Annotated in this window: 17 protein-coding genes; 7 read left to right on the plus strand and 10 right to left on the minus strand. The window is 45.2% G+C overall.

What is annotated here, in order from left to right:
* Window positions 1-64 precede the first annotated feature (64 nt).
* Window positions 65-472 carry a hypothetical protein gene (locus ACFQZT_RS00715; protein ID WP_379295544.1) on the minus strand — a complete coding sequence of 136 codons (408 nt, stop codon included), beginning with the start codon at window positions 470-472 and terminating at the stop codon, window positions 65-67.
* A gap of 158 nt (window positions 473-630) precedes the next feature.
* A complete protein-coding gene (locus ACFQZT_RS00720) occupies window positions 631-1,062 on the minus strand; it encodes a MarR family winged helix-turn-helix transcriptional regulator (protein WP_379295547.1) in 432 nt (143 codons plus the stop codon).
* A 186-nt stretch (window positions 1,063-1,248) separates the two neighbouring features.
* On the opposite strand from ACFQZT_RS00720, the gene ACFQZT_RS00725 reads away from it, so the two are divergent.
* The 3 genes from ACFQZT_RS00725 (at window position 1,249) to ACFQZT_RS00735 (ending at window position 3,995) form a co-directional block, all read left to right on the plus strand.
* The gene (locus tag ACFQZT_RS00725; protein ID WP_379295549.1) at window positions 1,249-1,743 is read left to right on the plus strand and encodes a hypothetical protein; all 495 of its coding nucleotides are present in this window, start codon (window positions 1,249-1,251) and stop codon (window positions 1,741-1,743) included.
* A complete protein-coding gene (locus ACFQZT_RS00730) occupies window positions 1,740-2,513 on the plus strand; it encodes an SDR family NAD(P)-dependent oxidoreductase (protein ID WP_379295551.1) in 774 nt (257 codons plus the stop codon). Before ACFQZT_RS00725 ends, ACFQZT_RS00730 begins: the two co-directional genes overlap by 4 nt.
* A gap of 102 nt (window positions 2,514-2,615) precedes the next feature.
* Window positions 2,616-3,995 (plus strand): DJ-1/PfpI family protein, encoded by a 1,380-nt coding sequence (locus tag ACFQZT_RS00735; protein ID WP_379295553.1) that lies wholly within the window; start codon window positions 2,616-2,618, stop codon window positions 3,993-3,995.
* A 684-nt stretch (window positions 3,996-4,679) separates the two neighbouring features.
* Here the strand turns inward: ACFQZT_RS00735 and ACFQZT_RS00740 are convergent.
* Window positions 4,680-5,921, minus strand: a complete 1,242-nt coding sequence (locus ACFQZT_RS00740; RefSeq protein WP_379295555.1) for an MDR family MFS transporter — start codon at window positions 5,919-5,921, stop codon at window positions 4,680-4,682.
* A 108-nt stretch (window positions 5,922-6,029) separates the two neighbouring features.
* On the minus strand, window positions 6,030-6,308 hold the full coding sequence (locus ACFQZT_RS00745) for an MFS transporter (RefSeq protein ID WP_379295557.1): 279 nt from the start codon (window positions 6,306-6,308) through the stop codon (window positions 6,030-6,032).
* Window positions 6,309-6,825: 517 nt separating this feature from the next.
* Here ACFQZT_RS00745 and yhbH point away from each other — a divergent pair.
* The 4 genes from yhbH to ACFQZT_RS00765 all read left to right on the plus strand — a co-directional run bounded on the left by yhbH (window position 6,826) and on the right by ACFQZT_RS00765 (window position 10,666).
* Window positions 6,826-7,980 carry a sporulation protein YhbH gene (yhbH, locus tag ACFQZT_RS00750; protein ID WP_379295559.1) on the plus strand — a complete coding sequence of 385 codons (1,155 nt, stop codon included), beginning with the start codon at window positions 6,826-6,828 and terminating at the stop codon, window positions 7,978-7,980.
* Window positions 7,977-9,407: a SpoVR family protein gene (locus ACFQZT_RS00755; RefSeq protein WP_379295561.1), complete on the plus strand. Its 1,431-nt coding sequence runs from the start codon at window positions 7,977-7,979 to the stop codon at window positions 9,405-9,407. Before yhbH ends, ACFQZT_RS00755 begins: the two co-directional genes overlap by 4 nt.
* A gap of 112 nt (window positions 9,408-9,519) precedes the next feature.
* On the plus strand, window positions 9,520-9,732 hold the full coding sequence (locus ACFQZT_RS00760; RefSeq protein WP_188176423.1) for a hypothetical protein: 213 nt from the start codon (window positions 9,520-9,522) through the stop codon (window positions 9,730-9,732).
* A 142-nt stretch (window positions 9,733-9,874) separates the two neighbouring features.
* Window positions 9,875-10,666, plus strand: coding sequence for a hypothetical protein (locus ACFQZT_RS00765; RefSeq protein WP_379295563.1), 792 nt, complete (start codon window positions 9,875-9,877; stop codon window positions 10,664-10,666).
* 130 nt (window positions 10,667-10,796) lie between these two features.
* Here the strand turns inward: ACFQZT_RS00765 and ACFQZT_RS00770 are convergent, their stop codons facing one another.
* The 6 genes from ACFQZT_RS00770 to ACFQZT_RS00795 all read right to left on the minus strand — a co-directional run bounded on the left by ACFQZT_RS00770 (window position 10,797) and on the right by ACFQZT_RS00795 (window position 15,542).
* The gene (locus ACFQZT_RS00770) at window positions 10,797-11,048 is read right to left on the minus strand and encodes a hypothetical protein (RefSeq protein ID WP_379295565.1); all 252 of its coding nucleotides are present in this window, start codon (window positions 11,046-11,048) and stop codon (window positions 10,797-10,799) included.
* Window positions 11,049-11,149: 101 nt separating this feature from the next.
* Window positions 11,150-11,476, minus strand: a complete 327-nt coding sequence (locus ACFQZT_RS00775; protein WP_379295567.1) for a hypothetical protein — start codon at window positions 11,474-11,476, stop codon at window positions 11,150-11,152.
* Between the two features lie 18 nt (window positions 11,477-11,494).
* Complete coding sequence (locus ACFQZT_RS00780; RefSeq protein WP_379295569.1) at window positions 11,495-11,950, minus strand: DUF3995 domain-containing protein; 456 nt, start codon at window positions 11,948-11,950, stop codon at window positions 11,495-11,497.
* Complete coding sequence (locus tag ACFQZT_RS00785; protein WP_379295571.1) at window positions 11,940-13,151, minus strand: ArsA family ATPase; 1,212 nt, start codon at window positions 13,149-13,151, stop codon at window positions 11,940-11,942. The genes ACFQZT_RS00780 and ACFQZT_RS00785 overlap by 11 nt, the downstream gene beginning before the upstream one ends.
* Window positions 13,152-13,212: 61 nt before the next feature.
* A complete protein-coding gene (locus ACFQZT_RS00790; RefSeq protein WP_379295573.1) occupies window positions 13,213-13,695 on the minus strand; it encodes a MarR family winged helix-turn-helix transcriptional regulator in 483 nt (160 codons plus the stop codon).
* 155 nt (window positions 13,696-13,850) lie between these two features.
* A complete protein-coding gene (locus ACFQZT_RS00795; RefSeq protein WP_379295575.1) occupies window positions 13,851-15,542 on the minus strand; it encodes a peptide ABC transporter substrate-binding protein in 1,692 nt (563 codons plus the stop codon).
* Window positions 15,543-15,670 lie beyond the last annotated feature (128 nt).

The raw sequence follows: 15,670 nt of genomic DNA on the forward strand, positions 1-15,670 counted from the left end.
TTGTCCAAAATAGCTTACAGTCAGCCATGAATCATGCTATCCCCCACACACTTGAATATATTTACTAACCGCATTTACGTTTGAGTGATACAAGCTGGATTAAATACGCTCCGATCACAACGTCAACTGCAGCGCAAAACACCGGATACCATTCTGGAACGCCGGGATTGACGAATAATCTATCGTGCACGATATCGAATACTGCATGCACTAACCAAAGGATCCCGACAATTCTAGCTGACATCTTCACTCGGAATATCAGGCACGCCACCCCTCCAATGATAAAGGGTGCTCCGAATAGTAACTCCATTACAACCGCAGTGTAGTCCGCAGCGACGAGTGCGAAGGTTACGTATATGAGGGGGAGTGAAATGACAATGGCCGAGTAGAGCCAGCTTTCTCCATTAACTTTGTGAATGAGTAAGATCGACAAGATTCCAAGCGATATACCGACAAGTACTTCAATTAACAATGGATGTTACCTCCTTTGGTTGACGTCAAATTATTGTATATATACAAATATAAAGAAATATTTTTTATTGTCAATAATCAATTGTTGTATGTATGCAATTAATTTTAATAAAAAGCGGCTGCCTGCAAATTGAACTTCAGATCAGCCGTTGCCTTGTTTTAATGTTTAACGTGAGTGTGCTTGATGATTTTCAATAAAATAGCCAGACTCTCATCCACTTGGTTTCGCTTGTTTTCGGGAACTTGGTCTAACAGATCGGCAAACAACTGATGATGTTTTTCATGAGCCACCACAACCGCTTCCAAGCCCTTTTCAGTGAGTTTGATAAGGACTTCCCTTCTATTGTCCGGGTTGGATTGCCTGTCCACCAGGCCTGCTTTCGCAAGCGGATCCAATGTCCTGGTCAACGTGGAAGGGTCCACCCCAAGAATGCCTGCCAAATCTCCGTGACGATAAGTTTGTGAACCTATTTCCATCAAAAGATGCAATTGTTTGGGGGTAAGCCCCTCGACAAAAGATTTGTCGCCGCCGAGTATACCCGACATTTTAATAATGGAGAATAAGAATTCTCCAAATGTATCATGGATCATTTGCCATCACCTGTCTCGAATGTTTTATTACTGGTATATCAAAATAATTGCAGTTTTGCAATAATTGCAATTTTTCTATTGACAAAAGAAAAAAATGTTTTATATTTGTATATATACAACAATTGTTATATATTAAAGTTTGTAACATATCAAATATTGAAAATTAATTTCAAAGGAGAGATAAATATGAACATTCACTTGTTAGAATGGGGACTCGTATCTTTTATCATCGGTGTTATATTGTCGCTGCCGATTGCTGCGATCCATTACGACAACTCGCCGCCTTGGACCAAACTATTTACAAATCCCCGTAAGCTCAAATCCGCTCATCTCGATTTTTTTATGCAAGCATTTTCCGCCGGTCTTGTTTACCTGCTGGAGTTGTCAACAAAATCAGAATTGCCTCTATTTATTGTTATACCTTTGATTTTCGGGATCATTTGTAACCCGTTAATCCTATTGATCGAGTCAACATCCTATTATCGTTCCGGATTTACTCAGATATTTTATCGATTACTTAAATATACAAGCCCTGTTTCCCTGCTCTTCGCATGGATTGCAATCGCAATATACTTTCTGCCTCTCAATTTAATTATTTTTCTTTCCATCCTGTTGCTGACCGGGCTGTTTATCATTTGGAACCATCGACGTAAAATAAACTCGGAGGCGGAATCTGCATGAAACAGACGGTTTTAATCACTGGTGCATCCAGCGGTATTGGAAAGGCGTTAGCTGAACAATTCGCAGCCGATGGCTGTCGTTTGGTGCTTACAGCGCGTAATGAAGCTGATTTATTGACACTTAAAGCGTTTCTGGAAGTGAAATATACGGCTTCGGTAAGTGTGATCCCAATCGATCTATCTACACCGAATTCACCCGATGTATTGTTTACCGAACTACAAAAAGATCAGATTACGATCGATGTCCTGATAAACAATGCCGGATTTGGTATCCATGGAGCTTTTGTGGAAACTCATTTGCCGGATGAGCTATCCATGATTGATTTGCATGTTCGAAATCTAACCCATCTTACCAAACTATTCTTACCCGGCATGTTGGTGCGCAAGCAAGGCGGCATCCTGAACGTCGCATCTACTGCGGCTTTTCAGCCGGGACCGTTGATGGCGGTTTATTATGCAACTAAAAGCTATGTTCTCTCCTTCACGGAGGCACTGGCAAATGAACTCCGAGGGACCGGCATACGTGTGTCCGTTTTATGTCCCGGTCCGACGGAAACCAAGTTTGCAAATCGTGCGAAGATCCAAAATTCCAAATTGTTCTCAAACAGTCTAATGAATGCAAAAGCTGTTGCCAAAGCCGGTTATGTTGGCTACAGGGGAGGAAAAACCGTTATAATCCCCGGTTTTCGAAACCGCATTATGGCTGCCTCCGTTCGATTTGCTCCACGGTATATCGTGCCCATGATTGTTAGGCACTTACATCAGAAGTGAAGAAAAGAAATAGGGTAGCCGAAAGCTGTCGTTTGGTGCGACAATTGATGAAATTATCGCTGTGGCAAAAAGCGATAATTTGTGGCCAGAGGAGAATCAAAGATGAAAATGTTAATATTACGTATCGTTGTCTACGTTATGACGTTCGTTTTACTTTTCGGAGGGATCGGTGCGTTTGGGTATGTTCGCTCCAATCAGGGATATTGGAAACCCGTTCGGCAAACACCAATGCCTGCTTTACAAGGCGTGAGCGTGCCTGAACATAATCCGAAAAAACCTACAGTTGCTGTCCTTTTATCCAATCCGACGACAGAAGTGTTTGATTTTATGGTTCCGTATGAAATGTTTGCGATGACTGAGTCTTATAACGTATATGCAGTTGCCCCGGACAAAAACATGAAAACACTCTCTGGCGGTTTGGATCTGATGCCGCACTATTCTTTTGATGAACTGGATCGATTATTAGGAAAAAGTCCCGACCTTATTGTGATCCCAGCTATGCCAATGGTTGACGAGGCAAAGTATAAACCTGTCCGTGAATGGATACAAAAACATGCTGATTCGAAGTTGTTAAGTATTTGCGCTGGAGCGTTGAATTTGGCCGATACAGGTTTATTAAAAGGGAAAGAAGCAACGACCGACTGGAAAAGTTTTGATTATCATGAAATCAATAAATATCCTGAAACAAAATGGAGAAGGGATGTGCGTTATGTCGCAGATGGGAACATCGTCGCTTCAGCAGCTCTCACTTCAGGAATCGATGCCGTCCTCTATGTGATCTCACAGCAATTAGGCGAACCTATGGCGGAGAAAATAGCGAAAGAAATGAATTACCCTTCTTATAATTTCGCAAAAAATCCGAAGGTAAACCCTTATTATGTGGATCGAACCGAATTGATATTTACGTTTAATCAAGCATTCCAATGGAATAAAAAAAGTGCAGGGGTATTGTTGTATAACGGGATGGATGACGGAGCGCTTACAACGATTTTTGATACCTATGCCGCTTCCGGAACAACAAAGGTATACACCATCTCAGACGCCAAGCAGCCTATCGTTACGAAGTATCACCTTAACCTTGTCACCCGATATCAAATGTCGAATGCACCGAAGCTTGACCGAATGTATGTTCCGGGAGTGGAGGCGGAGTTTTTAGCTGCGGCAGATGTCAAACAGTGGAACGAAAAGGGAAGTAAAGTCGTACCTGAGTTCATTCACAGCGGCTCTGCTGACAGATTTATCTTTGATGCTCCACTTGAAGATTTAGCGAAGCAGGAGGACGTCCTAACCGCTAAATATGGTGCCAAGCGATTGGATTACCGTGCGACCACTCTGAACTTCGAAGGCAACCCGTTTTCCTATGAAGCGTTTGGTATACCAGTTTTGCTTAGTTTAACCGTATTGCTTGCTGCTTTCTATATGGATAGACGATTCATTCGAAGAGTGAAGACAAGGCGTCATCAATCATTAGCACGTTCATAAGTGTAAATGTTGGCTAACATGGATGTGAGTAGAATTCGGTGGTTTTGCATTATATTCATGGATTAATCCCGCGGTATTCCCCCACTTGTCAGGATTAGTAAAATTATATTCAAAAAAACAGACAGTCTTTGACTGCCTGTTTTTTGAGTTGCAGCAGATTCACTTTTTCGAGTATTCGTGAAAATCCAAAAGGACTATCGGAAAAAGCGAAACAAACATTACTAAACAGAATACTCCGCCTAAAGTAACACTTAAGCCACTTAAACTAAAGTTTAATAAAACAAATCCTGTTGTTGACATCAGACAAAATAGTGGATAGAGTCGAATAATGCATTTTCGCCACCATACCATGTCCTTTCTATTATTGAAAAGCTGAACAACAAAACCAATCACAAATGGAAGTGGTAAACCCAAATAAAGGATAGGAATTGCTCCCCACTCCTACTTGGATCATACCAAGAACACCACGGTATCGATGTCCCATAAGTATGAAGTGCATTTAAAAGTAAAAATCCCATCATCAGATAAATCAACAGTTTTAATATTTTCATGAGGCTTGCATTTTCTCCTTCCACTCCTATGGCGCTTTTCGAGTTATTTCATTTTGATCTATAGATTGTGATGAACTTCTCAAAGTGATCCTCTTCGAATATTAGCTGAACTACATCGCCAGACGCATCTGCTTTAACTTTTAATGGCTGTTTGGTGTATTGATGTTCTCTCACGGTGTAGTTTCTCCCCCGCTTTGTAACAAAGGATACTCATTAGCGCGATTGCAGCAAGAATAACGAGCATAATCTGTCCACCCCATTTATCAAGCAGCAGCGTAGACAACCAAGGGCCTAGGAAGTTACCAAAACCGTTCAATGCGAACGCACCATAGTATGACCCGTTCATTTTTGGAGGAGCGATGTTGTCAAGCAAGGCGTATTGGGAAGGGAGAATCAACACCTCCCCAAGCGTAAAGACCACCATGAATGCAACAAAGCAAATCAATGAATTGGAGAAGGCAAACCCCACTTCTCCCGCAGCAAACAAAAGACTTCCAAAAATTACGAGCTTAACGGGGGACTTTTGCTCCATAAATAGCATAAGAAAAGATTGGGCAATTACAACCGTAACCGCATTAACTGTTAACAAGATGGCCAGTATAGCTTCTCCATCGGAGAATTTTTGAGGGAGATATGCTGCCATCGGAACTGTCCAAAGTCCCTCTATGGTTGTAGTACAGATACCCCCGACAACAATCATCACAAGAGCGTAATCGTGGCCTAACACTGAAAAGGCAGTCTTCAGCGAAAACTTCTGACCTGTTTCCTCCACGGTGAGCACCACTAACTGTTTAGGAATAATATCATATTTGTACCGATGAAACAGCCACGTTAGAATTGTCAAATATAAAATGCATATTGCACCCAAGAAAAGAAATGGTAATGTACTTCCGGCCAAGCCACTCCATATACCGAGGAGAGGTCCCATCCCATAACCGGCATTTGCCAATAAATACCGCATCGAATGCGCCCGCTTTCGCATTACCGTAGAAGATATATCCGCAGTTAATGCACGGGAAACAGGGTCAAAATACGATCCGAAGAATCCACCAATTACAAGTAACGATGCTAAAATATATAGATTGGAGAAAACGGCGAAGCCTGCATACTCAATAACACTGATTACAAGCGAAAGCTGCATGAGTCTTTCTCTGCCAAATCGATCGGACAAAGTACCGCCAACATAGGCACCGACGCTAGAGGCTAATGCGCCGATCCCTATTAATATCCCAATGACCTCGACCGGAAGATGTGTTCGTGTACCAAGCATCATGGTAATAAACGGATAACACATCGAGCGAAAAAGTGCTGTAAGCAGCGTCCCGATTAAGAGCGTTTTCACTACGGGATGAAACTTTGCAAAGTTGCTAATCATGTTTTAGTATCCTTACTTTATATTTTCTGTGAATGAGCCTCATTATTTGATTTATGGCTTAATTTTGCTGCTAATGGTCCATTTTTGCCGCCCCCTGCCACCTATGAATTATGGGCTGATGATGCCGCTAACTCTTCCGACGAACGCTTCCTCAGCCCTTGTCAGAATGATAGTCTGACAGGCAACGTGGATAAAGGGCACCATGAGTCCCGACAGGAATTGCGCTGCAATAGCCAACAAAACGACGTCCGTCGTGCCCATCACTGCTACCGCAAGACCGTTCGTTGCAAAGCCGACAAGAAGCATTCTCTGCGGGGTGATTGTACGTGAGAGACCCATCACCAGCATCCCGCCGAGAATCATACCAGATGCATGTTGGTTAATCACCTTTCCTATATATTGAATTGGGTTTTAGGAACCATACTGCTGAAGACATCTTATCATTCACGGAATCCCCGTAGCGCGCAAACAATGAATGAGACGGACGCAAAAGATTGCGGTCAGCGCGCAAAACATGATCCTGCTATGAGAAAAACGTCTATCGACGTCCTTTCGAAGATGAGCGACCGTCGTTCAGCGGAAGTTTTTATCGCCAATAGGAAATTTTGTTAAGCACTTTAGCGCTTTAACGAAGGAGTGTCCTTTCGATCTGCTTTCCAGAGTAGACTTCAATTTCATATCAAAATTTAAATAACTTATCGAATTGTACGGCCATCGCACCTGCTGCTAGATAGTGCTGGGGTACCCTTGCAACAAAGATCAGCAAAACAGATCAAGCACTTTTCTCAGCTTACAATCACATATCCCCCACGCACTTGAATATATTTAGTAACATGCTTCTTTAATGATACCGTTAATGCGTCTTGCATGTCATAGCAGTAAAAACGCCCAGGAGGTGTCCCACATGACAGAGCCTTTATTTATTGTCTCCAAGGAAGATTGGTCGCTGCACCGCAAAGGATACCAAGATCAAAACCGCCATCAAGAAAAAGTCCGGGATGCGATTAAACAAAACCTGCCTGACCTTGTAACGGACGAAAGCATTGTCATGTCAAACGGCAAGCAAGTGGTGAAAGTACCGATAAAAAGTCTGGACGAATACCGCTTCCGCTACAACTACAGCAAGGGAAAGCATGTTGGTCAGGGTGACGGGGATTCGCAGGTCGGCGATGTGCTTGGCGTTGATCCGCAGCCGTCGCAAGGTCCGGGCAAAGGCGAGGGAGCCGGAGATCAGGCCGGCGAAGATTATTACGAAGCGGAAGTCAGCATGGAAGAGCTGCAAGCGATGCTGTTTGCAGAACTGGAGCTGCCGAATTTGAAGCAAAAAGAAAAGCGCAATATGACGACGACGGAAGTGATCTTTAACGATATCCGCAAAAAAGGCATCATGTCGAACATCGATAAAAAGCGCACCATTCTTGAAAATTTACGCCGTAACTCAAAAACCGGCGAGCCGGGGATTCATGGTATTTCTCCTGATGATCTTCGATTCAAGACGTGGGATGAAGTTGAGAAGCCGCATTCCAATGCGTTGATTATCGCCATGATGGATACCTCGGGTTCCATGGGATCCTTCGAAAAATATATCGCCCGCAGTTTCTTCTTCTGGATGACCCGCTTCCTAAGGACCAAATACGAGAATGTGGAGATCGTCTTCATTGCCCACCACACCGAGGCGAAAGAGGTAACGGAGGAAGAGTTTTTCACGAAAGGAGAAAGCGGGGGTACGATCTGTTCTTCCGCCTACCAGACTGCGATCGATATCATCGACAAGCGTTACCCGCCCTCACAGTTCAACATCTATCCGTTCCATTTCTCGGACGGTGATAATCTGACTTCCGACAATGAACGCTGCGTCAAGCTGATCGGTCAGCTGATGGAGCGCTCCAATATGTTCGGCTATGGCGAAGTCAATCAATACAACCGGAGCAGTACGTTAATGTCTGCTTTTCGCCATATTCATGACCCCAAATTTCTTCATTACGTCATCCGTGAAAAAGGCGAAGTGTACAAAGCGCTGAAGACCTTCTTTACGAAGGAAGGAGTGGCTGCAAAATGAGTACGTCCGAGATCCAGCAGCTCGAATATGCCATTGATGAGATTACGGAAATCGCCAAGGGCTTTGGTTTGGATTTTTACCCGATGCGGTACGAAATTTGTCCGGCTGAAATCATTTATACGTTCGGGGCTTACGGGATGCCTACCAGGTACAGCCATTGGAGTTTTGGTAAAAATTTCCACAGAATGAAGACGCAATACGACTTTGGCTTGAGCAAAATATATGAACTCGTCATCAACTCCGATCCCTGTTACGCATTTCTTCTCGACGGGAACTCCCTCATTCAAAATAAGCTTATCGTCGCTCACGTTCTCGCCCACTGCGATTTTTTCAAAAACAACGTCCGTTTCTCCAAAACGAACCGTAACATGGTGGAAAGCATGTCGGCCACGGCCGAACGTATCCGGCAGTACGAAATCGAGTACGGAGCCGAGGAGGTCGAGCAATTCATCGATGCGGTGCTGGCGATCCAGGAACATATCGATCCTGTCCTGACCCTAACCTATCGACAAGCACGCAGCCGCCAAGAATCACATAAAGCTACGACTCCAGATGCAAAGTCGGAAGCGAAATATGGTTATGAAGACCTGTGGGGACTAGATGATAAAGGCAAAGCTGCTGCCGCGGAGAAAGAGGATGCGAAGCGTTTTCCGGCTAAACCCGAAAAGGATATTCTCCTGTTTATCGAAGAGAACGCGCCGTACATGGAGGATTGGCAGCGAGATATTCTCACCATGCTGCGCGATGAAATGTTGTATTTCTGGCCGCAGTTGGAGACGAAAATCATGAACGAAGGCTGGGCTTCGTACTGGCATCAACGCATTCTGCGCGAGCTGGATTTGAACGAGGAAGAGACCATTGAATATTCGAAGCTGAATTCCTCGGTCGTCGTTCCGTCTCGTCACAGTCTGAACCCTTACTACCTTGGGCTGAAAATCTATGAGGATATCGAGAAACGCTGGGATAATCCGACGGAAGAAGAAATTCGCAGGCACGGGCGCAAAGCGGGCGAAGGTCGACGTAAAATATTCGAAGTTCGCGAGTACGAATCCGACACTTCTTTTATTCGAAATTATATGAATAAACCGCTCGTCGAGGATCTGGACCTCTATGTTTTCGAGAAAAAAGGACCCGAGTGGAAAATCACCGATAAATCATGGGAAAATATTCGCGATCAGCTTGTTTATTCCCGGGTAAACGGCGGCTTCCCTTACATCGTTGTCGAAGATGGCGACTATCAGCGCAGCGGCGAGTTGTATCTTAAGCATGAATACGAGAGAGTAGAACTTGATCTGAAATACGTCGAAAGAACGCTCCCTTACATTTACAAACTATGGGGCAAACCGATTCATATGCATACCGTGGTTGAAGAGAAACCTGTACTTTTCACCTTTGACGGTAAAAAGCATCATCGTCGTTTCTTGTGAGTCCGTCCCCAAAAGCAGTGTTTATTCGACAACGATAATCGACGGACTTCATAGAAAGGACATGATAATCTTAAAAAGGTCAAAAAATATGGAGCCAGGAGATGATGCGAAGTTGAGGATGAACATCTTATTTAACATGAAGCCCATTACCGTTCATTTTGTTGGTACAGATCACAAATTAATTCCTTCTTTAATTAGCGCACTGCGTTATAACAAACTTACCATTATGAATCTCGTTCATTCTCTGGAACGCGTTGATCTATTCAGTTCGGAGGCTATCCTCTATTCCAAAGACGGGAATAAAGCAAGAATTCCAATTTTCTAAGAGTTTACATATCTGTAAATAGGGCTGTTCTGTAAGTTTTTCACTTACGGAGCAGCTCTTTTTTTGTGCCTATGAATAACTCTCCGTATTGATTCATAGACTTATAGAAACGAGATGATTTCAGAGAATAGGAGTATGCCCCATGCCTTTGTTTCGTGCGGTCAAAGCGAACCCTACCTCCCTACTAATCTATGTGCTTATTATGCTGACCAGCTTTATGTTGACCGTCATTATTCTGACGCGTACGCATGTGAGCCCTCCTATTCGCCCGGCATCCGAGTACAGCATTAAACAAGGAACCAACGGTGTTGTCCTGCACACGATTCGAACGCCACCCGACAATATTGGTCTAAAAGCCATTACCGCCAATGTCACGGAACTCCAAGATAACGGGATTAACGGAGGCTTTTTCTGGCAAGGTTATTTGCTAAGCATCGCCGTCATCAATGATCAACCGGTCAAAGGAAAGCCCGGCGATTATGGTTCCGGCTGGTTTAACATCGATCGAAAACGCGGGACGCTGGTATGGGATGAAAAAGCCAAAACATTCACCATTCAAGTTGTTGAGGCTGCCGATGAACTGAAAGTGACGGACCGTGCGCATTACTGGGCACAGGGCGGCGTGAGTATGGGGCTGCGGAATCCGGATGGATGGACAAGCCAAGCGATATCGGAGGAGATGCCGGTCATTGGCGAGAAGCGAATGCGCTCAGGAATCGTTTATGATAAAAGCAACAACGTCTACCTGGTCGTAGCGCCAACGCCTTGCACAGGCGAGCAGTTCCGCTCTGCTGTAATGGAGCAGGTCGGTGCGGGAAAGCTGGTTGACGGTCTGTTTCTGGATGGAGACGGTTCCTCACAGCTCAAAGTCGCGGGCAATGTGCTTCCAGGGGATCATCGCGAGGTTTATCAAATGATCACGCTGCTGAATTAGTTGTATCGAGTTCTGTCGAAGATGAGCGACCTAATATAGAGACTACGCTTTGCGACTTTCATGGCGGCTAGACCCATTCTGGCATGAAAACAAAAGCTGCCGGAATACGGCAGCCTTGACGCACTTCAGACTATTGACTGGACTGCAATTCTTGCTTTAATTGGTCAGTCAAATCTTGAGCCTGTTTCACTTCTTCCTGGAGCTGCTGCACTTGTTGTTCCGCATCTTGCAGTTCAGCTTGAGTCGCCTCTTTTTGGATCTGCTGCGCAAGTTGTTGGGATTGCTGTGCAGCTTGCTCCGCCCGTTGCGCGGCTTCCTTTATATTCTGCAAACTTTGTTGCTGCGGATTCAGGTTTGGTTGATCTTGTTCTTGTTGCGGCATATTGGATCGGCCCCCTCGATGCATTTTCCATTCCTTATTAATTTTAGTAAAAAAAGAAATTTTATTCAGCTTAGGATCGAATAGGGGGGATCATGATGCAATTATATGAATATAGAAAGCCCAGTAAGGAGAATAAGCAGCATCAGCGATACGTAAACCTGCACTTTTTTGAGTACGGTCAGGAGGGCTATAGCAAAAATTACGCCCATGAGGTTACTTATCAAACATAATAATTTCAACACTGGATGGCCACCTTCATTTAATAAAGCAAAATTGAACAATCCAATAATGATCAGTAGAAACCCGCAACCGAAAAACCAGATGGCTTGTAGCGGCGGCTTTTGAAAATTGAATTTACGCGTAAGACAACAGTGAAGAGTCCCAATTAATACAAGCAGTGCAGAAATAACAGCATATAAGATATACATACGTTACCCCCTAGTTTGTTAGGAACGTGATACGACTACCGCAGCTGTGAAAAGCACCAGGCAAACCGGTGTATAAAGGATAAGATTGAGCTTATAAAATTGCTTGCTTTTGGCTGCTGCCAGACCTAGCGCCCAAACTATCCCTGCAATTCCGCGCAGGAAGAGCCCGGCAGCAACGATCAGAACGCCGATTTGGAGAATAGAGTCAGGGACTAGTTGCCCGAGCGTGCCAAGGCGGTGGATACGGGCCAGCACAGTCAGGGCACCGAGAAAAAGCAAACAGGTGAGTAAAATAAGGCCTCTTGGTTTAAAGAGATGCACTTTATTGCTATTCAAGATCAACTGGGCCAATGTGAGTTTGTCTGGTGCAGGCCAGTTACGGCCTGTCGCCCAGTAAGCGTGCAGCAGTGCATCCACTGCAAGAACTGCAGCTATGAGAATGCCTGCAAACTCAACCAGCGTTTCATTGTTCATATGCAGCTCCCTCTTCTCCTTCAGATTCGATAGCCCTTTCACCGAATCGGATCGACAACTTTTGCCCGGTAAATCTTGCTCCTGCGATTGGCCGTCCTTGCAATGTTCGCGGAAGCAGTACCTTATGCTTATACGGACCTGCTTGTATGGTCAGCTCATCGCCTCTTTCACTGAGCTGGAGCTGGTCTTTCTGCAGAAAAGGCAGCTCGAGATCCAGCATGTAGTGGTCACCCTCCTTGCGTATCTCCTGAATTCTCCCTCGGTATAACACCGCCGCGGCATCGCAGTCTGTAAAGGCTGCTTTTCCAATCCGTTCAAGCATAGGCAGCCCATGCACTTCCAATTCCATCATGGGAATCCGGAATATTGGCAGCGGACTGAAACAAGTCCGGATTTCCTCCTCATACTTCGCATGGATGTCGCGCCACGCTGACCAGTAGCCGGTGCCAGCTTCTTCCGGGAGCACCCGGTTGACGACAATGGCATCTGTATTGAATCCGAACAGATTCAAGTAAGTGAATGCCCGCCTCGCTTCCGATATGACCATTTTCTCCGGATTGATGACGACCCTCACCGTTGTAATCGCATGATCCGCAATCAGGGTCTGCAGTTCTTCCAACTCGCTTACAAAAGATTCAATGCTATCCATCACTTTGTCGTCCGGCAGCGTTAACCCCCCAGTGACCACTTTTGTGATCGGCCTAACCATTTTGATGAGCCGGCGTTCATAGGGAAAAATCTTTTCCATCCACCACTTGAGCAGATTCGGATAGCTCAGCAGTCTCAGCGTTTCCCCTGTGGGAGCGCAATCTACGATAATGACGTCATAAGCGCCGCTCTCCGAGTGGCGTTTGATCTGCATAAGGCTGAATAGCTCCTCCATCCCGGGAAACACGAGTGTCTCCTCGGTCGTGATATCGTTCAGCTTCGCCCAACTCATGATACCGGACAGCCAGCTCTGCACAGCCCCCCAATGTTTCTCGGTTTCCCGCAAACTGTCTACCTCTTGGCCCCACAATCGTTCGCTGATCTGGACCGGATCGCTGCCGAGAGAAATTTGAAATGAATCCGATAAGCTATGAGCCGCATCCGTACTTAAAACCAAAGTTCGATAACCCTGTGAAGCAAGCTGTACGCCAGTCGCAGCAGCAATACTCGTCTTCCCGACTCCGCCTTTACCGGTATAAATGATAATTCTCATGGTTTACCCTCCTGCAAATTATTACGATTTCGTATTAATTAACTAAAAAAATTTGGATTCTCTAATCGTCAATCGCGATTTTTCGTAATTTCGAATCGGCTATCCCTGAATTCTCTTTCATTTCCTTCCCTTGCATCGCTTTTCCGACCTTCATGGCAAGTAGGAGAAATTGCTGTAATTCCTCTTTCGTAAGCGCAGCCTGAACACGTTCAAACATGTTCTCCATGATCGCTCTTGCCTTCCCGGCCAGCTGTATGCCTTCTTCGGTCAGGTCAACGTTCATAATCCGTTGGTCTTTGGTAGACTGCGTTCGATCGACCAGTCCTTTACGAACGAGCCTCTTTACCAAGCTTGTAGTCGTGCTAAGCGGAACGCCTAGATGAGAAGCGAGCGCCGACATCGTCAATTGACCCCGAAAATGCAGCACCATCAGTGCCGTTAGTTCGGAACGATTCACTTCCCGCTCCAACTCTGCCGTTTCCGATAAAAAGCTCAAGGGGCGAAGACCGTTTTGCAAAAATAGCTCCAACATCTGATCCAACATCGGTTGCTCCCCCAGTTAATACGAAATGGTAATATCTGCTGAATTTAGATTACTACGTTATCGTATTAATTGCAAGCGAATATTGGGAAAGTCACAAATTTTCCGCAATGCAAAAAGGACCGCATAGCCTGAAGAGCTGCTGCGGTCCTTTCCAATTATTTAACTGTTGCCCACCGGAACTCGAAGTCTCCACCCATAGGAGGTAAGATCAATCCATCGACCTTCGTCTTCACAACGAAAGCTTGGGAGCGGAAGTAGTTCGTACCAATCGGCATTTCGTCCATCAAAATTTTCTCGGCATCAACCAACATTTTCGTACGCTTCGCACGATCAAGTTCAGTCTTCGCGCCGTTAACGAGTTTGTCATAATCAGCATTCGACCAGTCAATCTCATTGAATTCTCCGCCTGTAGTCCACATATCGAGGAACGTCATCGGATCATTGTAATCGCCGTTCCACAAGGAAACAACGGCTTCAAAGTCATGCTTGGATTGCTTTTCAATCCGCAATTTGTGCGGAACAGGCTCAGCAATCGCTTTATAACCAAGATTTTGCTGCCATTGTCCGAGAATAAATTCGGTCGATTTTTTACCCGCTTCCGTATCATCGGAAATTAAATGAACCGGTGGCAGCTCCTTGAGTCCGAGCTCTTGCAGACCTTCCTGCAGTAAGCTCTTCGCTTTAGCCACGTCAAATTTCGGCTGAACGTCTCCGGCCGTTTTACGGAATTCGTTGCCATTGCCATCCTGCATACCGGTAGGAATCAAGCCCTGAGCGGCCACAGAACCGTTGCCAAGTACGGTATCCACATAACCTTGGTTGTCAATGCCCATAGTAAGCGCCAAACGAATCTTTTTGTTCTTGAAGGCCGGCACATTTTTCTCACCAAACATGATGTAAGAAGTGGTCAGCTCTTTTTTGGTCGTGTATTCCGGCTTGCCTTTCCAGAGCTGCACGTGATCGCGGCTAATATCGGCAACGTCGGAGGCATTATTTTCAAACAGATTCAATCCTGTATTTACATCTTTGACAATGTTAAGTGTAATTTTGTCGAGCTTCACATTATCTTTGTCCCAATACTTGTCGTTTTTCACTAGCGTCAGACTTTGATCATGCTGCCAGTCAGCCAGTTTGAATGGTCCAGCGCCAATAATGGTATTTGCTTCTGCGCCGAACTTGTCTTTTTGCTGTTCCACGAAATCTTTCTTTAACGGATAATACGTTTGGAAGGCAAGCAAATCCGTAAAGAATGGAACCGGCTGGTCGAGGGTAAATTCAATGGTCTTATCGTCGATCAGTTTCACACCGAGACCTTTTTCTTTTTCCTTCAACTCGTCCGCAGATTTCGAAGCGAGCATCTCGTTAGCGCCTTTTATGTATGAAAGCATGAAAGAATATTGAGCAGCGGTAGCAGGATCCAATACACGTTTGAAGGCATAGTCAAAATCTTTAGTCGTCAGTGGAGAACCATCCGCCCAAGTCAAGCCGTTGCGCAGAGTAACTGTGTACGTTTTGCCGTCAGCGGAAATTTTCGGCAGTTCTTTGGCCAGAGCAGGCTGTGGCTTGCCGTCCTTGTCAATCCGGTAAAGTCCTTCATTCAGAGCGCTGATGATGGTAAATGAAGCGGCTGCCGTTGATTTGGAGCTATCGAGCACCGGCGGCTCCGAACGGAAATTGACATTCAGTTCTTTGGCTTTGGTACTGCTTGGCGTGCTTGTACTAGCGTTCGGAGCAGTTGTCGAGCTTGCCGATGTAGTCGGACTCGGTTTGTCTGTTGTACTACAGCCCGCTGTCGTTACGGCTACAAGGGATGCAGCCAAGGCAATGGGGACCCACTTACGTTTCATTTGATATCCACCTTTCATCATTTCATATTAATTATCCTACGGTAGAAAAAGTCATTGAACTAGTGACTCGGGTCATGAAAAAAGTCATTTTACAGGAAAAACAGTCCCAATCCTCGCAAATTCTTTTA

Source organism: Paenibacillus sp. GCM10027628 (genome assembly GCF_042676385.1).
Classification (GTDB): domain Bacteria; phylum Bacillota; class Bacilli; order Paenibacillales; family NBRC-103111; genus Paenibacillus_E.

Bases quoted from the DNA above. Each gene is read 5' to 3' on its own strand.
- ACFQZT_RS00790 (WP_379295573.1), bottom strand. From the start codon at position 13,695: ATGTTGGATCAGATGTTGGAGCTATTTTTGCAAAACGGTCTTCGCCCC.
- ACFQZT_RS00755 (WP_379295561.1), top strand. From the start codon at position 7,977: ATGAGTACGTCCGAGATCCAGCAGCTCGAATATGCCATTGATGAGATT.
- ACFQZT_RS00725 (WP_379295549.1), top strand. From the start codon at position 1,249: ATGAACATTCACTTGTTAGAATGGGGACTCGTATCTTTTATCATCGGT.
- ACFQZT_RS00740 (WP_379295555.1), bottom strand. From the start codon at position 5,921: ATGATTAGCAACTTTGCAAAGTTTCATCCCGTAGTGAAAACGCTCTTA.
- ACFQZT_RS00780 (WP_379295569.1), bottom strand. From the start codon at position 11,950: ATGAACAATGAAACGCTGGTTGAGTTTGCAGGCATTCTCATAGCTGCA.
- ACFQZT_RS00770 (WP_379295565.1), bottom strand. From the start codon at position 11,048: ATGCCGCAACAAGAACAAGATCAACCAAACCTGAATCCGCAGCAACAA.
- ACFQZT_RS00775 (WP_379295567.1), bottom strand. From the start codon at position 11,476: ATGTATATCTTATATGCTGTTATTTCTGCACTGCTTGTATTAATTGGG.
- ACFQZT_RS00720 (WP_379295547.1), bottom strand. From the start codon at position 1,062: ATGATCCATGATACATTTGGAGAATTCTTATTCTCCATTATTAAAATG.
- ACFQZT_RS00730 (WP_379295551.1), top strand. From the start codon at position 1,740: ATGAAACAGACGGTTTTAATCACTGGTGCATCCAGCGGTATTGGAAAG.
- ACFQZT_RS00735 (WP_379295553.1), top strand. From the start codon at position 2,616: ATGAAAATGTTAATATTACGTATCGTTGTCTACGTTATGACGTTCGTT.
- ACFQZT_RS00795 (WP_379295575.1), bottom strand. From the start codon at position 15,542: ATGAAACGTAAGTGGGTCCCCATTGCCTTGGCTGCATCCCTTGTAGCC.
- ACFQZT_RS00765 (WP_379295563.1), top strand. From the start codon at position 9,875: ATGCCTTTGTTTCGTGCGGTCAAAGCGAACCCTACCTCCCTACTAATC.
- ACFQZT_RS00785 (WP_379295571.1), bottom strand. From the start codon at position 13,151: ATGAGAATTATCATTTATACCGGTAAAGGCGGAGTCGGGAAGACGAGT.
- yhbH (WP_379295559.1), top strand. From the start codon at position 6,826: ATGACAGAGCCTTTATTTATTGTCTCCAAGGAAGATTGGTCGCTGCAC.